Origin of the sequence: Neptuniibacter marinus (genome assembly GCF_965223595.1) — a bacterium.
Taxonomy (GTDB): Bacteria; Pseudomonadota; Gammaproteobacteria; order Pseudomonadales; family Balneatricaceae; genus Neptuniibacter; species Neptuniibacter marinus.
This window is the reverse complement of the sequence record NZ_OZ245004.1, coordinates 2,139,227-2,157,757: the sequence shown is the minus strand read 5'-3', so window position 1 is coordinate 2,157,757 and position 18,531 is coordinate 2,139,227. Positions and strand designations below refer to the sequence as shown.

Here is an 18,531-nt window from a genome sequence, read left to right as displayed (position 1 = left end):
ACAACAAAAACCCCCGAAAGCGTTAACTTGCGGGGTTTAAAGTGCACCACGAAAAGTGGTGCCCGGGACCGGACTCGAACCGGTACAATCTTACGATCGGGAGATTTTAAGTCTCCTGTGTCTACCAATTTCACCACCCGGGCAAATTTTAATGGAGGCGCGGGTCGGAATCGAACCGGCGTACACGGAGTTGCAGTCCGCTGCATGACCACTCTGCCACCGCGCCTCTATAACTTGATCTAGCATATGGAGCGGGAAACGAGGTTCGAACTCGCGACCCCAACCTTGGCAAGGTTGTGCTCTACCGCTGAGCTATTCCCGCTCTGCTGTAACAAGTGGTGCGTATTATAGAGTTCCCCTATTATAAGTCAACACTGTTACGATAAAAAAATTATGCTTAATTATTAACCACTTACATCTCTTCAGATAAAGCGGGCCAAGCAGCTCTAAGATACTGATACATAGACCATAAAGTTAGAATTGCCGCTATATACAAAGCGGTAATCCCAGCCCAAGAAATAGTCGTATAAGGCTCAGTAACAATCATCAGCATAATTGCTAGCATCTGCAAGGCTGTTTTTACCTTACCAATGTGAGAAACCGCAACATTTGAGCGTTTTCCTACCTCTGCCATCCATTCACGTAGGGCTGAGATAACAATCTCTCTACCGATAATAACCACGGCGGGAATTGTGATCCACCAATTTGCATAGCCTTCTACTAGCAATGCAAGGGATATAGCTACCAGTAATTTGTCAGCCACAGGATCTAAGAAAGCCCCAAAAGGCGACGCTTGATCCAATTTGCGAGCTAAATAGCCATCAAGCCAGTCCGTAAAGCCGGCGATAGCAAACACGCAACCTGTCGCTATAGGTGCCCACTCATAAGGTAAATAATAAACGAGTACGAATACAGGTATTAGTAGAATGCGTAAGCTTGTCAGTATATTTGGTATTTTCATCAATTCTTATACATCAGGATGAAGTGCCGAGTAGATCTCTTCGGCTATGGTCTGGCTTATGGTAGAGACTTTTGCAATTTCTTCAATACTCGCACGCTCAACTTCTTGTATTCCACCGAAATGACGCAGTAATTCGCGCCGTCTTTTCGGGCCAACGCCTGGAATATCTTCTAAAACTGATTTTTTGCGCGCCTTCCCTCGTCTCGCTCTATGTCCAGTAATAGCAAAACGGTGGGCCTCGTCTCTAATATGCTGCATTAAGTGCAAGGCCGCTGAATCGCTTTCAAGTATCGTCTCTTCGCCAGTATCACCTGATATTAACACTTCAAAGCCCGCTTTGCGCGTTGGGCCTTTTGCGATGCCAATCACAAGCACATCACTGATCGACAGGTCATCTAAAACTTCCATTGCCTGCGTGACTTGACCTTTACCGCCATCAATAATCAAAACATCAGGTAACTTCCCTTCACCTTTTTTAAGACGGGTATAACGCCGATGTAAAGCTTGGTGCATAGCGGCGTAATCATCACCGCCGGTAATGCCTTCAATATTAAAATGCCGATAATCACTTTTAAGCGGGCCGTTACGATCAAACACTACACAAGAGGCAACCGTTGCCTCACCTGAACTGTGGCTAATATCAAAACATTCTAAACGCTGCGGCACTTCTTCAAGTCCAAGAAGCTCTTGAAGTTCCAAATAACGATTATAAATATTCTTTTTATTGGCTAGAAAGCTATTCAGCTGTTGCTCGGCATTTGTATATGCCAATTTTTGCCACCCTGCTCTTTCGCCTCTGACCTGATGGGCTAAGGTGACCTTTTTATTTTTTGCTTTTGCCAGCGCGTCTTCTATACAAGACTTATCAGTAACCTCATGAGAAGCAATAACATAAGCTGGAATATCTCGAACGCCGCTAAGATACCACTGCGCAATAAACGATGAGAGTATCTCTGATTCACTCTCCTCTATAGCTACTTTGGGGTGATATGATTTACTACCAATAATACGACCACCACGAACAAAAAGCATATGGATACAAACGCCGCCGGGCTTTATCGCACAGGCAATTACATCTGCATCACCCTGCTTACCTGATACATATTGCTGCTCCTGTACTTTCTGCAAGCTAATCAATTGATCACGGTAGGTTGCTGCCTGCTCAAAATCCAAGTCATTCGAGGCTGATTCCATTCGGCTCGCCACCTCATCCATAACCGCACTATTTTTTCCTTCTAGAAACATAGCCGCATGACGTATATCTTCTTGATAAGCCTCTTCTGAGATAGCTTCAACACAAGGGGCTGTACAACGTTTAATTTGATGCTGAAGACAAGGCCTAGAACGGTTTTTGAAGAAGCTCTCTTCACATTGACGTATTTGAAAGATTTTTTGCAGTAAGTTCAAACTATCTCGAACAGCCCCACCGCTAGGAAATGGACCGAAATAACGCCCGCTTTTCCGTTTAGCTCCACGACTAAACTGGACAGCCGGATAGGCGTGCTTATCGGAAATGAAAATATAGGGGTAGGACTTATCATCCCTAAGAAGGATATTGTAGGGCGGTCTATATTGCTTTATTAGGTTCTGTTCTAGCAGCAGCGCTTCGGTTTCGCTATTAGTGACCGTTACATGCACATCGGCTATTTTAGCGACCAATGCGGCTGTTTTTATACTCAGTCCCGTCGATCTAAAATAGCTACTAACGCGATTCTTTAAGTTTTTAGCTTTACCAATATACAGCAACTTATCAGCCTGATCATACATCTGATAAACGCCAGGGCGCGTTGTGAGCTGTTTAAGGAAGCCTTTGGCATCAAAGCCCTCTGTCGTATTATCCGGTTTCACGCTTAATTATCTGCCATCGCCTCAAGTTTCCGAGTATCCATATATTCATGGGTGGCAATACGATGAATCTCTTCAAGGGTTTCAAGGGTTTCATCAGTAATACCTGCGCCTCTAGATAAAGAAACTTCAAGATAAACGCCAATTTCTGCGTAATAGCAAAGCCGTGCATCAGTACTGCGTGCTCTACGTAACTTCATAAGTGAAATTTGAGCCCCATTAACTATGATACTGTTAATATCAGAATCAGAGAGCATTACTTCACGGTTTTGCTCATTTAACGGCTTTTTATTGCTATTTGTACTGCTCATTATTTCTCTCTGTAATCCAAATTCGGGTTAAGGCATACTTTAAGCGATTAAAGCCCTATGTGTAACTAGATAGTTCATATGATAGACGACCTTTTTTGGATATTAAAATGCCCCTCTTTAATAAAGCTGACCAATGATGAGATCACATCAGCCGTCGACTGGATTAATGAAGTTGAAACCCCTTTAGCTTTTGAGGCGCTAGAGGTCGCTTCAACCCATAATCGTATAGGTTACTACTATGAGCAGCTTGTTAATCAGATTATCAATAAACATATACAACCAATTGAATTAAAAAGAAATATACAAGTCATAGAGCAAAAGAAAACTCTCGGAGAATATGACTTCCTAGGCCGAACAGAGCAGTACGATTTTCATCTAGAATGTGCAGTTAAATTCTATCTTTGTGTCGGTGACGGCAGCCAACTTTCTCATTTCATCGGGCCTAATAAACGGGACCGATTAGATCGAAAACACCAACGATTATTGAACCACCAACTTCGCCTATCTGATAGCCCTGCGGGTCGCGCTCAGTGCGAGGTGTTAAATATACACCCTTCCAAAAAACTTATGTTGTTACAAGGCTATCTATTTTACCACTTGTCACAACCGTGCAACTTAAGCACCTTACATCCTGAAATCAACCCTGATCACAAAAAAGGCTGGTGGATAAAGCAACAGGAACAACATCTGCTCAGCGAGCAATTTAATTATGCTATTCTCGAAAAACCTTATTGGCTATCACCTAAGGTAAACAGTCTAAAAACACTAAACCAATTTAAACTAGTTATAGACGGCTCGGATAAACCGTTGTTGGTTGTTAGGTTTGATAAAACAACAGGAGGAGAAGTCGATCGGGGGTTTATCGTACCTAATCAATGGTGCGAATAAGAGGAAGTATACTGCCCTACAGTAATTCAGGCAGACTAACCATTGTTAGCCTGCCTGACAAAATTACAACTTATTTTTCTGCAGAAGCAGCGTCTTTAGCTATAACTTTTTTAAGGGTTGCGATGCCAACCACTGTGCCAATAATCATTGCGGCAACAATAACTAAGCTTGGTGCAACAGAGATCAAACTATACTTATCCATAGAACGGTCCTTGGTATTCTTTAATAATAATTTTGAGATCGACTTTATTATATAGTTTCAAATGATGATGTCTATCCGCATCTAGGCCACAAAAACCATACTAATAAAATGGTTTTATTCGTCTATTTCTAATCGCTTCAGCAAGCTTGAGGTATCTAAACGCCCACCTCCCATCACTTGCACGTCCGCATAAAACTGATCCACTAATGCGGTAACAGGTAAACGAGCGCCATTTTTACGAGCTTCAGAAAGTACTATATCAAAATCTTTCCGCATCCAATCGACAGCAAAACCAAATTCAAACTCATTATTAATCATCGTTTGATGGCGATTAGCCATCTGCCAAGAGCCCGCAGCACCATGCTGAATTACATCGAATACTTGTTCAGCATCTAGGCCTGAACATTTGGCAAAATGAACCGCCTCAGAAAGGGCCTGCACCAATCCACCTATACAGATCTGATTAACCATTTTGGCTAGCTGTCCTGAGCCTACCTCTCCCAGTAAACGTATAGATTTTGCGTAAGCCTCAATAACGGGCGAGGCTTTTGCGAACGACGCATCATCGCCACCAACCATGACACTTAATACACCATTTTCTGCACCTGCCTGACCACCTGAAACGGGCGCATCAAGAAAGCCAACATTTTGTCCTTGAGCGATTGCATAGATCTCTCTAGCCACTTCTGCTGAAGCGGTTGTATGATCAACGAGTATCGCGCCCCCTGAAATACCTTTGAGAACGCCGTCTTTACCACAAATTACATCACGTAAATCATTGTCGTTACCTACACAAACAAATATGATCTCTGCGTCCGTTGCGGCCTCTGCTGGCGTAATGCCGTAGCTACCTTTGTGTTCCTTCACCCAGCTTTCAGCTTTACTTGTTGTTCGGTTATAGACTTTAACCTGATGACCCGCTTTAGATAAATGCCCTGCCATTGGGTATCCCATAACGCCTAAGCCAATGAATGCTACGTTCATAATCATCCTATAAATTGCTGGTTAAACTAACGAATTGGTACTAAGAAAAGCCACATGACGACTTAAAAGAATCAACAGTTAAGCAAAAGCATCTCTTTTTTTCTACTTGTTTATAAAGTTTAAGTAAACATTGGGCTGCCAAGCATTAGCTAAAAATAGCTCTATAATATCAAGGGAACAATAAGCGGCATAAGGTAAAACAACCCCCACTAATTTGTTAGAATGATTGAAAATCATTAGTAGGTAATCAAATGAAATTCCGTAAAATTATTGGCCTTTTGCTGATGCTATTTATTACCTTCAGCATGACTCTTAGCGCACATGGGGAAACAGGCTCTGAACTTTTTAAACTCAGCTTAAAAGATGCAGATAATGAAACGGTGAACCTTGCAGATTATAAAGGAAAAATCATACTCCTTAATTTCTGGGCTACATGGTGTCCGCCTTGCGTAAAAGAGATGCCATCCATGCAGCGGTTAAAAGTGCATTTCTCTGAGCAACCTTTTGAAATAATAGCGATCAATATTGGTGAAAGCTCAACAGCGGTGTCTAGCTTCTTACTTGAGCTTGAGACAGAACTGACCTTCCCTATCTTACTTGATGAAGAGGGAGAATCTTATCAACGATTTGGTATTCGAGGTTTGCCAATGACTCTTCTTCTGGATAAAGAAGGCGAGTTAATTTTACGAACCTTGGGCGGTAGAGATTGGGATAGTGATGACTCCATCCAATTAATAAACAACGCTCTCCATTAAAAGATAAATAGATCATTAACGCCTAATAAAAAAACCGGCTTACAAAAGCCGGTTTATCTTTAGATAACTCACGTTATTCAGCCGCAAATACGGCCGCAGCCGCTTGCGCTGCAACACCTATATTAATAGGTGCTTTCATATCAACTAAAGTGTTTTCCAATGCATCTAAGCAAAGCATAACATTACGTTGCGTTGCCGCTGAGCCCATCAAACCTATGCGCCAAACTTTACCAGCTAAGGCGCCGAGACCGGCTCCGATCTCAAGATTATAGTTTTGCAGTAATGCGGTACGTACAGCTGCATCATCAACACCTTCAGGGATATAAACTGAATTCAGTTGCGGTAAACGACTATCTTCCTCAACTAAAAAGCCAATTCCCATAGCCTCCAAACCCGCGCGCAGCGCTTGATGATGCTTTTCATGCCGAGCCCAAGCGTTTTCTAAACCCTCCTCCTCAAGCATAACTAACGATTCGTGAAGCGCATACAAAGAGTTTACCGGTGCGGTATGGTGATAAGCGCGCTTACCGCCACCTCCCCAGTAACCCATTACTAGATTTGTATCTAAAAACCAGCTTGGAACGGGTGTTTTACGGTTTTTAACCACATCAACTGCTTTATCACTAAAGCTAACCGGCGAGATACCCGGAGGACATGACAAACACTTCTGTGTACCGGAATAGATTGCATCAATCCCCCAACCATCGACGTCAAGCTCAATACCTCCTAATGAGGTAACTGCATCGACAATAGACAGTGCATTATTAGCATGGGCGATGGCGCAAAGGGCCTTAGCATCCGAGCGAACACCCGTGGACGTTTCTGCATGAACAAAAGCCAAGGCTTTAATATTTGTGTGCTCCGCAAACGCGGCTTTTACTTTCTCTACGCTAACCGGAGTTCCCCACTCATCTTCGATAAGAATACACTCACCACCGAAACGAAGGACATTTTCCTTCATACGTCCGCCGAATACACCGTTTTGGCAAACAATAACTTTGTCACCAGGCTCAATAAGGTTAACAAAGCAGGCTTCCATTCCAGCGGAGCCTGGGGCCGAAATAGGCATAGTTAACTCATTGTTAGTTTTAAAACAGGTTTTGAGCATCGCTTTTACTTCATCCATCATACGGATAAATTCAGGATCAAGATGCCCAATCGTTGGTCGCGCCATAGCGGCAAGCACACGGGGACTTACATCAGAGGGGCCAGGGCCCATTAATGTGCGTACTGGAGGGTGAAAAGAAGTTGTCATTTTAGAGCCTTATTTAACGCTTGCTAAAGCTAGTAAATTTTTAAGGCTCTATTTGTATCAGTTGACGGCTAACTCATCAATCATTGCGATGATCATTTCTGCAGAATGTTTAGCCGCTGTTGTTAAAAACTGATCGAAGGATACCCCTGACTCTTTACCTGCAATATCAGAAAGTGCACGAATAACAATAAAGGGAGTAGAAAATTGATGGCAGGCTTGCGCTATAGCTGCTGCTTCCATCTCAACCGCTTTCATGGTCGGAAAAAGAGCGCGTTTGCGTTCAACGCGTGCTGAATCATTCATAAATTGATCACCCGTAGCGATCAAACCTCGTACGGTTTTGACTCCATCCATGCGAGATATACAACGTTCAGCGACAGCCGCTAAGGTTTCATCAGGTAAGAATGAAGCGGGCTGCTGAGGTACTTGGCCATAAACATAACCAAACACTGTTAAGTCAACATCATGGTGACGGACTTCAGAGGAGATAACGACATCCCCTACATTCAGCTCTGGATCAAAACCACCAGCGGAACCTGTATTTATGATGCAATCAGGCTTAAACATTTGCAACAAGATGGTTGTACCAATCGCAGCATTCACTTTACCAATGCCTGACTGTAATAGCACAATATCTTTGCCGTGCAGTTTACCTGTATATATATGATAACCGGCAACGGTATGATCTTCTCTATATTCAAGAGAAGCCTTAAGCAGTTTTACTTCTTCGTCCATTGCACCGATGATTCCGATGCGTACATTACCGCTTTTCTGCTTAAGCAGATCAGCCATATTTTGATCTGTGCTCATTAGAGACTGTTACCGTCGTTTTATTATATAAAGTATGTTGATAATCCGTGGCGGATTAGATCACAGCTGTCAACAAAAAAATAGCATTAAGGCCTTGCTTATTCGACGATTACGACCTTTTTCTTCATCTCTCGTAAATTATCTGCACGTTCATTGATATAGCGCTGAAATTCGGGTTCTCTTTCATATATTTTTTGACTGACGTATTCCAAAGCTGCTTGGAAATGAAATGACCTTACATAACTATCAATTCTAAAACGCTCTTGATTATTTTCATCAAATAACACGAGACTAGGGAAGTAGGTTAAGCCTAGATCATCCGCCCACTGTTTTGCAGTTTTAGGCGCTTGATCAGGTAGCGTAAGTAGCGTGTTTTCATCAGACAGATCAACTCTTAACGCTTTATATGGCAATAGCAGTTGATGGGTATCTTTACGTGATAACACTGTTTTATGAAGCTGTTCACAATCCGCACAACCTGGGTATTCAAAAAGTACGGCAACAGGCTGATCTGCATTTAATTGAGATGATTTTTTTAGCTCATTAAAAACCGAGGTAGGATAAAGCTCAACGCCTGTAGTTTTACTGATAATCTGTTGGGCTAAAAATGGTTCTTGTGAGCCGCTAATCACATAGTCCATAATTTTAGCGAGCATGGCTTTACTACGATAACCATCAATTCGTAGACTAGGTTCTAGGTCCCCTGTAAAAAAGATAAGCGTTGGCGTAAATTGTACTTTCCATTTAACCGCAAGCTCTTTCTCTGTAAATATTTCACCGCTAGGTAATGTTATCTCTCGATCTCCCCATAAATTAAGGGCAATCACATCAAAATGCTCCTGAATAAAGACGCTTAACTGAGGATCTAAAAAGGTTTGCTGCACTAAGTTATAGCAATAAGGACAACCTGCCTGATGAAAATAAAGTAATAGATTTTTCCCCTCCTCGTCCGCTTCTTGAATATCATCGGCAAGGTCTAAAAAGCTGTTTTTGAACCAATAAGGCTCCTCAATTACAGTACCTGAATAGTTAATGATCTGAGTGCCCACCTCAGGCTCACCTGCATAAGCATTGGTTACACCTAAGCTTATTACAACTAAAAACATTAACCATCTATGCATTTAACCACCTGCGCTTATCCAATCTGGATAATTGTCTTTAAATGAGTGTTTAGTCCGAGAGGTACAATCCATCCCAAGCAAACTTTTTAAATAATTGATCTGTATATTGATCAACCGGTGCACCAATATCCATCATCTGCTGGGTGACAGGATGTTCAAACTTAATATTAGATGCCATTAACATTAAACGCTGTAAATCGAAGTTCTCACGAAACGATTTGTTATGTTTATTATCCCCATGATTTGTATCACCAATAATGGGATGGAAAATATGTTTCATATGACGGCGAATCTGATGTTTTCTACCGGTTTTAGGCTTTACCTCAACCAGCGAATAGCGTGATTTTTCATATCGACCAACTGGAATATCTAACTCTACTGTTGCTAAACGTCGGTATTCTGAAACAGCCTCTTGCGCCTCTTTATCTTTCTTTGCGTGTTTATCCGCGATCTTATCCAGCTCCTCTTTCAGCGCGTAATCGATAAGATCTGCTTCGGGAGTATAGCCTCTCACCATACAGAGATAAGTTTTTTCAACTTTTCTCTCTGCAAAGAGTAAATTCATTTTTTGAGCAATCTCTTTATTTTTACCAAACAAAATCACCCCCGATGTTGGCCGGTCCAATCGGTGAATTGTATAAGGGCTCCCGCCATTAAAATACTCTTTAAGCATAGAGGCTAGATTTGGCGTGCCCCGCGGCGCTATCCAACTAGGATGGACTAATAAACCTGAAGGTTTATTTAGGGCAATAATGTCATCATCTTCAAAGAGTATATTTAAATTATTCATGCTGATTTCATCTGTTTGGAGGACGGCTGATTCTACGTGAGCGTAAAACTATGTAAAGAGACCTTGAAAAACCCAGTAAAATGCTTATATATAGAGGTATATTAAACAAGGATTTTCTTCGAGGGTAACATGCGTAACGTAAACACTTATGATGTTCAGTCTGAACAATCAGTTTTACAAACGAACAAAGTAATTCGAAATACCTACATGCTACTTGCTATGACGATGGTTGTTAGTGCAATTACAGCAGGCATTTCAATGCTGCTACAAATGCCAATGATCGTTTACTTAGGCAGCTTTATACTTAGTTTTGTTATGTTATTCATTTTGAATAAGAAGCAGAACAGTGCTGCTGCTCTTCCGCTTGTCTTCCTTTTTACCGGCATGATGGGCTTTGGACTAGGCCCTGTCATTAATAACTACCTTGCCATGGCAAATGGTGGGCAGATTGTAATGACAGCGCTTGGCATGACAGGCTTAACCTTTTTTGGTTTATCCGCTTATGTACTGACAAGCAAAAAAGACTTCAGCTTTATGGGAGGCTTTTTAGCAGCAGGTATGATGGTTGCGATTATTGCCATGGTTGCCTTATTTGTATTGCCACTTTTCGGTGTACAGCTAGGTGCCCTACATTTAGCATTTTCTGCTCTTGTCGTATTGCTGATGTGTGGTTTTATCCTTTATGACACAAGCAATATCGTAAACGGTACTTACACAAACTACATTATGGCGACCGTTAGTTTGTACCTAAACATCTACAACCTATTCATTCATCTGCTTAGCCTTGTAGGCGTGCTTAGCGATGACTAATTAAAGTAATAGTATAAAAAAGCCCCGCTTTCTTTGATAAGATAGCGGGGCTTTTTATTTTGTAACTGATGAAAAATAGCGCCTAACTCAGACTTCCAACCAGCAGATACTATGAAATTCTCTTTAATCGTCCATGCCTCACCCTTTAGTGCGCAAACTTCCTCAACCGCTTACCGCTATGCGAAGTGCTTGTTAGAGGAAGGGCATCAAATATTCCGTATTTTTTATTATGGTGATGGCGTGCTCGTGGCTAATCAACAGATTGCGCCTCCTCAGGATGAAACTAACCTTTTAAGCTCCTGGCAGTCGCTTGCTAAAACACATAACTTAGATCTTGTGGTATGTATTGCCGCTGCAGTGAAACGCGGTGTTTTAGACGATAATGAAGCCCAACGATACGATAAAGAAAATGCTAATCTTGCTCTAGGGTTTGAACTATCTGGACTAGGCCAGCTTGCTGAAGCCATTGCGGTTTCAGACCGTGTTATCACTTTTGGGAATTAAGAGATGATTGATAAAAAAAGCATATTAATTATCAACCAATCGGCGCCTTATGGATCAAGCAAGGCAAGAGAGTCTCTTGATGTTGCGCTAACCTGCTCCATTTTTGAAATGCCGGTATCCCTTCTTTTTATCGGTGATGGCTTGTACCAACTCATCAACAACCAATCCCCTGACGCCTTGAACATGAAAAAACATGAAGCAATGCTCAGTGCTCTACCTATGTATGATATTGAAAAGATCTACATAACCGAAGAAGACTTAGAAAGCATAGGCTTAACTGAAAACGATTTAGCTATGCCGGTAACACTTATCCAAAGAGATGCTATTGCATCACTTATCCAACAAAATGATTCTGTACTGACTTTTTGATTATGACTTTACATGTAATTAACAAAACGCCCCAGAATAAGTCTCTATATCTCAATATGTTGAATGGCCTATCCTCTGGCGATGCCATACTACTTATTGAAGATGCGGTTTATAGCGCCTTAGAAGCTCATCAAAGCCTTTTTAAAGCTTTATCGCCTGATGATATTCAACTAAGCGCACTAGAAGCTGATATCCAAGCACGCGGTCTAGAAGATAAGCTCTCACCTAGATTTAGCAGCGTTAATGACCAAGGCTTTGTTAAACTAAGCTGTGAACACGACAAAATTGTCAGCTGGTACTAAAATATGCCGATAGAATTTGATGATGAAGGTTATTTGCGTGATTTAAGCGACTGGTCTCCTGAAATGGCAATAGACATTGCCACGGCAGAAGGCATTAGCTTAACCGACGCACATTTAGAAATTATCACTGTTGTAAGAGAATTTTATCAAACTTATGAGCTTTCACCCGCTATGCGTCCGCTAGTAAAAGCCGTTTCCTTGAAACTTGGAAAAGATAAAGGCAAGAGTATCTACTTGATGAAGCTATTCCCAGGAAGCCCAGCTAAAATCGTTGCCAAGATTGCGGGCCTACCTAAGCCTGATAACTGTATTTAATTAACCTACGAATTATTGATAAGCTCAAATCTACGCGGTTTTTTCCATATCTGAGGTTTTCAGTCTAAATTGATTAGTCTATGTTTTAACAAAGTATATTTCTAAGCTTTTCAATAGTATCCAAGCTATGGGATACTCGGATAAAAGTATAGGGCCTTTTTAAGAAGTCATTTTTTAAAGAGACCTTTTGTATAGTGAATTTGGATGGGTAGAACACCATGGGTTTAGAATCAGCAGCTGAACACCTTCGGAGCTTACAAGCAGATCAAGCTTTTCAGCAAAAAGAATCAACTGAAAGCAGACGAAGCAATCAAGAGGAAGTGGTCTACCATCAACTAGCAACATTCAAGGTTGATAATGAGCTTTATGGCATAGATGTAGTCCAAGTAAAGGAAGTTTTGCGTTACAGCGAAATAACACCCGTTCCCGGCTCTGATGATTATGTCCTAGGTATTATCAATCTACGCGGTAACGTAGTCACGGTTATTGATACACGACTTCTATTTGGGATAGCCGCCCACAAACCAAGTGATGATACGCGTATTATCGTGGTTGAATATAACGAACAGGAAGTTGTCGGTTTAGTGGTCGACAGTGCCGATGAGGTTATTAATCTGCCGCAAAATGATATTGATCGAGCCCCTAATGCAACCGGCGAAGAAACCACAAAACGCTTTGTAATGGGTGTGTGCTATTACAATAATATTTTGATTATTTTGTTAGATATATTCAAAATGCTACAAAGCATTACCCCTTTAGATGAAAATGAAGAGGCCTTCTAAACGCCTTTTTAATATATTAAAGGCTGCCAAAGGTAGCCTTTAATTACTCACCTATATGAACAGCTATTTCCCTCCTACTACCCGCATGGCGGTGCTCCCAACAAAACACACCTTGCCACACGCCCAAACACAAGCGCCCATTTTTAATCGGTATAGAAAGAGAACTTGCCGTTAAAGCTGCCTTTATATGCGCGGGCATATCATCAGCGCCTTCAAAGACATGAGTATATAAACTATCACCTTCAGGTACTAAGCGATTAAGCCATTTTTCAAGATCCGCTTGAGCGCTAGGATCTGCATTTTCCTGAATAACCAAACTCGCACTTGTATGCTGAATTAAAAGATTACAGATACCATCAGTTACTTTTGAGCGCTCCACTAATAGCTCTAAATCCGATGTAAATTCATATAAACCTTGGCGGCGCGTAATAACCCTAAGTATGTCGACCATAAAAAATGCCCCTTTTTAAAAGGGGCATTTTAGCAAGAATATTGAGTCTATGGCTGTGAGGAATCTACAATCACATAACCCGATTGGTTGTCATAAACTTACTTTCTACATCAGGGCCTGTATTATCCGCATACAAGGTAACCCCTGAACGTAAACAGATCGATAAATTCTGATGTGATTCTTCTGTTTCTTTAGGTAGAAGATGCTCAACGATCTCTTTCTCATCAAGCAGCTCTTGCTCAGTCGCTGTTAGGCGTTGGCGACTAAAGTCCCCTACTTCAATATCATGCACAATCTGGTAGCGTCCGTAGTTACAACGCACAGGGAATGAATAGAAAATACCTTTAGCGATCCCATAACTTCCATCACTCAATATACCCATACTGATGATTTCACCAGGATCAGTTCCTAAAACCCAGTCGCGCATCTGATCAACAATAGCTTGTGCAGCAGACGCGGCACTTGAAAGGCCTCGCGCTTCAATGATTTCCCCGCCCCGCTGTTGAACTTTAGGAATAAATTCATCTCGATACCATGCAGTGTCAACCTGAGACATTGCCGGTTTGCCTAGGATCGTTGCTTGATGTAAATCAGGGTACTGGGTTGGCGAATGGTTACCCCAGATCATAATGCCACCTATATCACGCGTAGTTGCCCCACAGTGATTAGCGAGAATACCTTTTGCACGGTTGTGGTCTAAACGAGTAAGGCAAGTAAACTGAGACGGGCTCAGGTCTGGCGCATTACGACTAGCAATTAATGCATTAGTATTTGCCGGGTTACCGGTAACTAATACTTTTACATCACGGTTAGCAAAATCGTTTAATGCTTTACCTTGACGGGCAAAAATTGCCGCATTTTCTTCTAATAGGTCACGTCGTTCCATGCCTGGACCACGTGGTTTTGCGCCAACTAATAGAGCGTAATGGGCACCTCTAAAACCGGCTTCAACGCTATCATGCAGTGTAATGGTGTGCAGCAATGGGTATGCGCAATCCATCAACTCCATCGCAACGCCACGCAATGAGTCCATTGCATGGGGAAGTTCAACTAATTGAAGAATAACGGGCTGATCTTTTCCCATCATCTCTCCAGCGGCTATTTTGAATAGTAAGCTATAACTGATTGCACCAGCTGCACCGGTAACCGCTATACGAACGGGACGTCTCATACCTATAACCTCTTAGAATATACTTATATTTATAGAGAAATTATACCAAAGTATAACAACTTGAGAGCGAAAAGTAATTAATCCACCTCTAGTTGGGGATACCTTTTTAGATACTATCGCGAATATATGATTTATTCAGACTTATTTAATAAGATTCAGGCAGTGCTAATATTCAGCGTTCGTGCTTTAGGCAAGCTTTCTATAAACCTCTTGAGGTTTCAGCGCGAAGAAAAGTACGCTCATCTTGAGCTAAAGCCATTTTTATCATCCCTAAAAGCTTCTCTTTATCTCTATTTAAAATGCCTTTAAGGACTAAATAGTTAGAGGCATGATCACTGCGGAATATGGTTTTCTCTAACTCAAGATGGGATATAAATAACTCCATCTCTTGTATAAGCTGCCGTTGAGAAGCCATTATAAAATCATCTCCAAATGCAGAGATAAAGTTCGCTTCGCCTTGACGAAAAAACAGGACTAATGTTGCTAAGTACTCAGGCTGTGTTTCATTGACCAGTTTTGCGGCATCAAGTGCATGTTGCTCAGAGTAATTAACGCCCCCCATACCATTGATGATCATTACCGATGATTTGATGCCCGCCCCTTTAATTTTATGCAGAGCATCAACTGTCGATTGAAATGTCTCACCTTTATCGATTTTAGAAAGAATCAGGTCATTGCCACTCTCTGCCCCGACATATAAAAGCTCTAACCCTAAAGCTTTGAGTTCAGCGAGCTCTTCAACACTTTTCTTTTTAAGATTGCGCGGCAGGCAATAAGAGGAGACACGGCTAACAGTCGGCAAATGCTCTTTTATCGCCAGCAGAATCCCTTTAAGGCGTTCGAAAGAGAGCGCCATCGCATCGCCATCAGCTAAAAATACACGCCTTACAGCGGCGAGAGGTTGCGCACAACGTTTCAGATCTTCGACGATGTCATGTTGTGATTTAGGTTTAAACTTCTTTTGCGGTTGGGTATACATTTCACAAAAAGTACAGTTATTCCAACTACACCCATTTGTTACCTGCAATATGAGTGAATTGGCCTCACTGGGAGGGCGAAAGACAGGCTCAATATAGTTAATGGGTGGGTAGATATGCATATTACTGCGCGGCTTTGTTAAACAAGGTATAAAAGTTTTCGCTGCTGGCTTCGGCTACCGCTTCTACGCTAATGCCTTTCAAATCGGCTACGCATTGAGCAACCTCAACAACATACTTGGGCTCATTTTTCTTACCACGGTGAGGAACTGGTGCTAAATAAGGCGAGTCTGTTTCAATCAGGATGCGATCCAGAGGCACCGCTTTAACGACTTCACGTAGATCTGCCGCATTTTTAAACGTGATAATGCCAGAAAAAGAGATCATATAATTTAAGTCTAGCGAGGCTTTCGCCATCTCCAAGCTTTCGGTAAAGCAATGCATCACCCCAGCAGAATCTAAATTGCCATGAGCCTTAATCAAAGAGATTGTGTCTTGTTGAGCTTCGCGAGTATGGATGATAGTGGGAAGCCTCAATTGTCCTGCCGCAAGCAGATGATTCTTGAAGCTCTCTTGTTGCGGTTCTTGAGTGTCTTTCTGATAGAAATAATCTAAACCCGTTTCACCAATAGCTATGATTTTTTCACGCTCTGCTCGCTCGATAAGATCACTAATACCTACCGCCTCTTCCGATGCACTAAGCGGATGGACACCAACCGAAGCATATACCTGCTCATATTTTTCGATAAGGGTATACATAGCATCAAAATTGGCAAGATCGATGGAAACGCAAAGCATCTTTTCTACTTTACGGTCATGTGCAGCCTGAAGCATTTGAGAAAAATCATTGTTATATGGGGACAGGTCTAGCCTGTCCAAATGGCAGTGCGAATCAATAAACATAGGAGGGGTAACTTAAAGTGCGTTAGTCTTACGCTCAGAACTTAAAGAGCCGGCTAAGTAGTTTTCAATCTTGTTAATTAAAGTGGAGTCATCCGTTGATAGTTGAATGCCTATACCGGGTGTACGGCCGCCTTGGGCGCCTTTAGGGGTAACCCAAATAACTTTACCCGTTACCGGTATCTTATCGCCCTCTTCCATTAGCTCAAGCAGCATAAAAACTTCTTCGCCAAGATGGTAAGAACGTAACGTAGGTATAAATAGACCGCCGTTAAGGATGTACGGTAGATAAGCCTCATACAGCTCTTCTTTGGTTTTTATCGTTAACGATAAAATACCATGGCTTAAACGTGGTACAGCGACCATAAAATCTATTCTCCTTAATTAAGCAGTGCAGCCCACTCCAGTAGGATGCATTCGAGCAATAATTGTTTATTCGGATTTTGCCTTAACAATATAGCTTTGCGCTCTTCATGAACTTTATCTGCTAACTTGAAGATTTTAACGGGGTTAGTTTTTTTAGCAACTGCATTGATCATATTACGAGCATCATCTTGACGAATAAACTCACTTGATTCACATACAGCCCCTCTCGCGGCGTCAATCAGCAAGCTATAGAACCAGCCTAAAATAAGTTCAATGTTTAATTTATTCCAGCTTTGTGCGACTTCAAGGGCGGTACGACGCTGTTTAAGTATATCGGCTAAGCCTCTAACAAGATGCGCCCTCTGCTCATTTAAACCATTATCAATATAAGCTAACGCCTCCATGGGCGCTCCCAAGTTGATATGAAGTATATTTTTAGCGCGTTCTTCATCCAGCTCGGCAGCATTCATTAACCAGCGTATAGCTTCTGGCTCTGCGGGCGGATAACACTCCACATGCTGGCAACGGCTTTTAATGGTTGGTAATAACTGCCCCATTTTTGAGGTGATCAGCAAAATCAGCGTATCTCTGCCTGGCTCTTCGAGCATTTTTAATAGAGCATTTGCAGATGCGATATTCATTGAATCCGCAGGGTTAAGCACAACAACTCTATACCCGCCTTGCTGTGCCGTACTGTAAATAAATTCGTTTAATGTGCGAACTTGATCAACTTTTAGTTGTTTACCTTGCTCTTCAGGTTCTAACAAATACAGATCTGGGTGACTGCCTGCTATATTTAGCTCACAAGGCTTGCAATGTCCGCAAGCTTTACCATTTTCTGGATTTTGACAAAGTAGATAGTGAGCAAAGGCTTTAGCAAAATCGACTTTACCTATACCCGACATACCATGCAGCAAAAGCGCATGGGGAAGGCGTTTATCTTGATGTAACTGAGCAAGATGTCGAAAGCGGTCATTAAACCAAGGATGAATTGATACAAGCTCAGACATAAATCTAATTACCCAAATACAAACTGACTGCTGATGCTATCTGCTGCTGAACTTCAGACAATGGAACTGAGGCATCAATAATGGCGAAACGCTGAGGCTCATTTTTAGCTCGCTGAAGGTAAGCGTCTCGAACCTTGCTAAAAAAGTCGATTTTTTCCTGTTCAAATCGGTCGGGTTCACTACGCGCAGAAGCGCGTTTCAAACCGACCTCAACATCCAGATCCAATAACAAGGTTAAATCCGGATGAAGACCATGCTGAACCAGCTTTTCTAATAGGCTTATATGCTCGTAATCAATACCTCGTCCACCACCTTGATAAGCAAAGGTCGCATCAGTAAAACGATCGCTTATCACCCAAGCACCTCGATCTAATGCGGGGCGGATCACGTTTTCTATATGCTGAGCCCTAGCGGCAAACATCAGTAAAAGCTCAGTATCTTCGCTTACACGCTCATCACGTGGACTCAGTAGAAGTGCGCGCAACTCCTCAGCGAGTGGTGTTCCACCTGGCTCTCGAGTCAATACAATCTCGATCCCACGCGCTTTCAGAAGGTTACATAGGAAATCAATATTGGTCGATTTACCAACCCCTTCCGTACCTTCAACAGTGATAAAGCGGCCTTGCTGAACTCTAGTCATATATTCCTGTTT

At 42.0% G+C, this 18,531-nt stretch carries 24 protein-coding genes and 3 tRNA genes; 8 read left to right on the top strand and 19 right to left on the bottom strand.

The features are described from left to right. Positions 1 to 56 precede the first annotated feature (56 nt). From ACOQOE_RS10125 to ACOQOE_RS10100, 6 genes are all read right to left on the bottom strand, one after another. A tRNA-Leu gene (locus tag ACOQOE_RS10125) sits at positions 57 to 143 on the bottom strand. 9 nt (positions 144 to 152) lie between these two features. Further along, positions 153 to 226 (bottom strand) — tRNA-Cys (locus tag ACOQOE_RS10120). A gap of 21 nt (positions 227 to 247) precedes the next feature. Continuing rightward, positions 248 to 322, bottom strand: a tRNA-Gly gene (locus ACOQOE_RS10115). Between the two features lie 90 nt (positions 323 to 412). Beyond that, the gene (pgsA, locus tag ACOQOE_RS10110) at positions 413 to 961 is read right to left on the bottom strand and encodes a CDP-diacylglycerol--glycerol-3-phosphate 3-phosphatidyltransferase (protein WP_067864770.1); all 549 of its coding nucleotides are present in this window, start codon (positions 959 to 961) and stop codon (positions 413 to 415) included. Positions 962 to 967: 6 nt separating this feature from the next. Next, positions 968 to 2,809, bottom strand: a complete 1,842-nt coding sequence (gene uvrC / locus ACOQOE_RS10105; protein ID WP_420553907.1) for an excinuclease ABC subunit UvrC — start codon at positions 2,807 to 2,809, stop codon at positions 968 to 970. A 2-nt stretch (positions 2,810 to 2,811) separates the two neighbouring features. Next, positions 2,812 to 3,117 carry an excinuclease ABC subunit C gene (locus tag ACOQOE_RS10100; protein WP_067864776.1) on the bottom strand — a complete coding sequence of 102 codons (306 nt, stop codon included), beginning with the start codon at positions 3,115 to 3,117 and terminating at the stop codon, positions 2,812 to 2,814. Between the two features lie 78 nt (positions 3,118 to 3,195). Between ACOQOE_RS10100 and ACOQOE_RS10095 the strand changes: the two genes are divergently transcribed. Then, on the top strand, positions 3,196 to 4,005 hold the full coding sequence (locus ACOQOE_RS10095; protein WP_420553906.1) for a DUF1853 family protein: 810 nt from the start codon (positions 3,196 to 3,198) through the stop codon (positions 4,003 to 4,005). 70 nt (positions 4,006 to 4,075) lie between these two features. Here the strand turns inward: ACOQOE_RS10095 and ACOQOE_RS10090 are convergent, their stop codons facing one another. Both ACOQOE_RS10090 and ACOQOE_RS10085 read right to left on the bottom strand, forming a co-directional pair. After that, positions 4,076 to 4,207: a hypothetical protein gene (locus tag ACOQOE_RS10090; protein ID WP_269454613.1), complete on the bottom strand. Its 132-nt coding sequence runs from the start codon at positions 4,205 to 4,207 to the stop codon at positions 4,076 to 4,078. Between the two features lie 114 nt (positions 4,208 to 4,321). Continuing rightward, complete coding sequence (locus ACOQOE_RS10085) at positions 4,322 to 5,191, bottom strand: NAD(P)-dependent oxidoreductase (RefSeq protein ID WP_420553905.1); 870 nt, start codon at positions 5,189 to 5,191, stop codon at positions 4,322 to 4,324. Positions 5,192 to 5,442: 251 nt separating this feature from the next. On the opposite strand from ACOQOE_RS10085, the gene ACOQOE_RS10080 reads away from it, so the two are divergent. Then, positions 5,443 to 5,946, top strand: coding sequence for a TlpA disulfide reductase family protein (locus tag ACOQOE_RS10080; RefSeq protein WP_067864787.1), 504 nt, complete (start codon positions 5,443 to 5,445; stop codon positions 5,944 to 5,946). A 73-nt stretch (positions 5,947 to 6,019) separates the two neighbouring features. Here ACOQOE_RS10080 and ACOQOE_RS10075 read toward each other — a convergent pair whose 3' ends face one another. The 4 genes from ACOQOE_RS10075 to ACOQOE_RS10060 all read right to left on the bottom strand — a co-directional run bounded on the left by ACOQOE_RS10075 (position 6,020) and on the right by ACOQOE_RS10060 (position 9,922). After that, positions 6,020 to 7,201 (bottom strand): pyridoxal-phosphate-dependent aminotransferase family protein, encoded by a 1,182-nt coding sequence (locus ACOQOE_RS10075; protein ID WP_420553904.1) that lies wholly within the window; start codon positions 7,199 to 7,201, stop codon positions 6,020 to 6,022. A 57-nt stretch (positions 7,202 to 7,258) separates the two neighbouring features. Further along, positions 7,259 to 8,011: a 5'-methylthioadenosine/S-adenosylhomocysteine nucleosidase gene (gene mtnN / locus ACOQOE_RS10070; protein WP_067864793.1), complete on the bottom strand. Its 753-nt coding sequence runs from the start codon at positions 8,009 to 8,011 to the stop codon at positions 7,259 to 7,261. 98 nt (positions 8,012 to 8,109) lie between these two features. Further along, positions 8,110 to 9,132, bottom strand: coding sequence for a thioredoxin fold domain-containing protein (locus ACOQOE_RS10065; RefSeq protein ID WP_420553903.1), 1,023 nt, complete (start codon positions 9,130 to 9,132; stop codon positions 8,110 to 8,112). A gap of 49 nt (positions 9,133 to 9,181) precedes the next feature. Continuing rightward, positions 9,182 to 9,922 (bottom strand): pseudouridine synthase, encoded by a 741-nt coding sequence (locus tag ACOQOE_RS10060; protein ID WP_067864800.1) that lies wholly within the window; start codon positions 9,920 to 9,922, stop codon positions 9,182 to 9,184. A gap of 129 nt (positions 9,923 to 10,051) precedes the next feature. On the opposite strand from ACOQOE_RS10060, the gene ACOQOE_RS10055 reads away from it, so the two are divergent. From ACOQOE_RS10055 to ACOQOE_RS10030, 6 genes are all read left to right on the top strand, one after another. After that, on the top strand, positions 10,052 to 10,732 hold the full coding sequence (locus ACOQOE_RS10055; RefSeq protein ID WP_067864803.1) for a Bax inhibitor-1/YccA family protein: 681 nt from the start codon (positions 10,052 to 10,054) through the stop codon (positions 10,730 to 10,732). A gap of 111 nt (positions 10,733 to 10,843) precedes the next feature. Then, the gene (tusD, locus tag ACOQOE_RS10050; RefSeq protein ID WP_303417945.1) at positions 10,844 to 11,236 is read left to right on the top strand and encodes a sulfurtransferase complex subunit TusD; all 393 of its coding nucleotides are present in this window, start codon (positions 10,844 to 10,846) and stop codon (positions 11,234 to 11,236) included. Between the two features lie 3 nt (positions 11,237 to 11,239). Next, positions 11,240 to 11,605: a sulfurtransferase complex subunit TusC gene (gene tusC / locus ACOQOE_RS10045; protein WP_067864808.1), complete on the top strand. Its 366-nt coding sequence runs from the start codon at positions 11,240 to 11,242 to the stop codon at positions 11,603 to 11,605. 2 nt (positions 11,606 to 11,607) lie between these two features. Further along, entirely contained in the window at positions 11,608 to 11,907 is a 300-nt protein-coding gene (tusB, locus tag ACOQOE_RS10040) for a sulfurtransferase complex subunit TusB (protein WP_067864811.1), read from the top strand. Between the two features lie 3 nt (positions 11,908 to 11,910). Then, positions 11,911 to 12,222, top strand: coding sequence for a TusE/DsrC/DsvC family sulfur relay protein (locus tag ACOQOE_RS10035; protein ID WP_067864814.1), 312 nt, complete (start codon positions 11,911 to 11,913; stop codon positions 12,220 to 12,222). Positions 12,223 to 12,440: 218 nt separating this feature from the next. Beyond that, entirely contained in the window at positions 12,441 to 13,004 is a 564-nt protein-coding gene (locus tag ACOQOE_RS10030; RefSeq protein WP_082792370.1) for a chemotaxis protein CheW, read from the top strand. A gap of 43 nt (positions 13,005 to 13,047) precedes the next feature. Here the strand turns inward: ACOQOE_RS10030 and ACOQOE_RS10025 are convergent, their stop codons facing one another. The 7 genes from ACOQOE_RS10025 to tmk form a co-directional block, all read right to left on the bottom strand. Continuing rightward, positions 13,048 to 13,455, bottom strand: coding sequence for a secondary thiamine-phosphate synthase enzyme YjbQ (locus ACOQOE_RS10025; protein WP_067864817.1), 408 nt, complete (start codon positions 13,453 to 13,455; stop codon positions 13,048 to 13,050). 70 nt (positions 13,456 to 13,525) lie between these two features. After that, on the bottom strand, positions 13,526 to 14,626 hold the full coding sequence (locus ACOQOE_RS10020; protein ID WP_420553902.1) for a malate dehydrogenase: 1,101 nt from the start codon (positions 14,624 to 14,626) through the stop codon (positions 13,526 to 13,528). Between the two features lie 199 nt (positions 14,627 to 14,825). Beyond that, a complete protein-coding gene (locus ACOQOE_RS10015) occupies positions 14,826 to 15,725 on the bottom strand; it encodes a radical SAM protein (protein ID WP_067864823.1) in 900 nt (299 codons plus the stop codon). Position 15,726: 1 nt separating this feature from the next. Then, on the bottom strand, positions 15,727 to 16,506 hold the full coding sequence (locus ACOQOE_RS10010; protein ID WP_420553901.1) for a TatD family hydrolase: 780 nt from the start codon (positions 16,504 to 16,506) through the stop codon (positions 15,727 to 15,729). Between the two features lie 12 nt (positions 16,507 to 16,518). Continuing rightward, the gene (locus tag ACOQOE_RS10005; RefSeq protein ID WP_067864829.1) at positions 16,519 to 16,869 is read right to left on the bottom strand and encodes a PilZ domain-containing protein; all 351 of its coding nucleotides are present in this window, start codon (positions 16,867 to 16,869) and stop codon (positions 16,519 to 16,521) included. Positions 16,870 to 16,883: 14 nt separating this feature from the next. After that, positions 16,884 to 17,879, bottom strand: a complete 996-nt coding sequence (locus tag ACOQOE_RS10000) for a DNA polymerase III subunit delta' (RefSeq protein WP_067864834.1) — start codon at positions 17,877 to 17,879, stop codon at positions 16,884 to 16,886. Positions 17,880 to 17,883: 4 nt separating this feature from the next. Then, positions 17,884 to 18,519, bottom strand: coding sequence for a dTMP kinase (tmk, locus tag ACOQOE_RS09995; protein WP_067864837.1), 636 nt, complete (start codon positions 18,517 to 18,519; stop codon positions 17,884 to 17,886). Between the last annotated feature and the right edge of the window lie 12 nt (positions 18,520 to 18,531).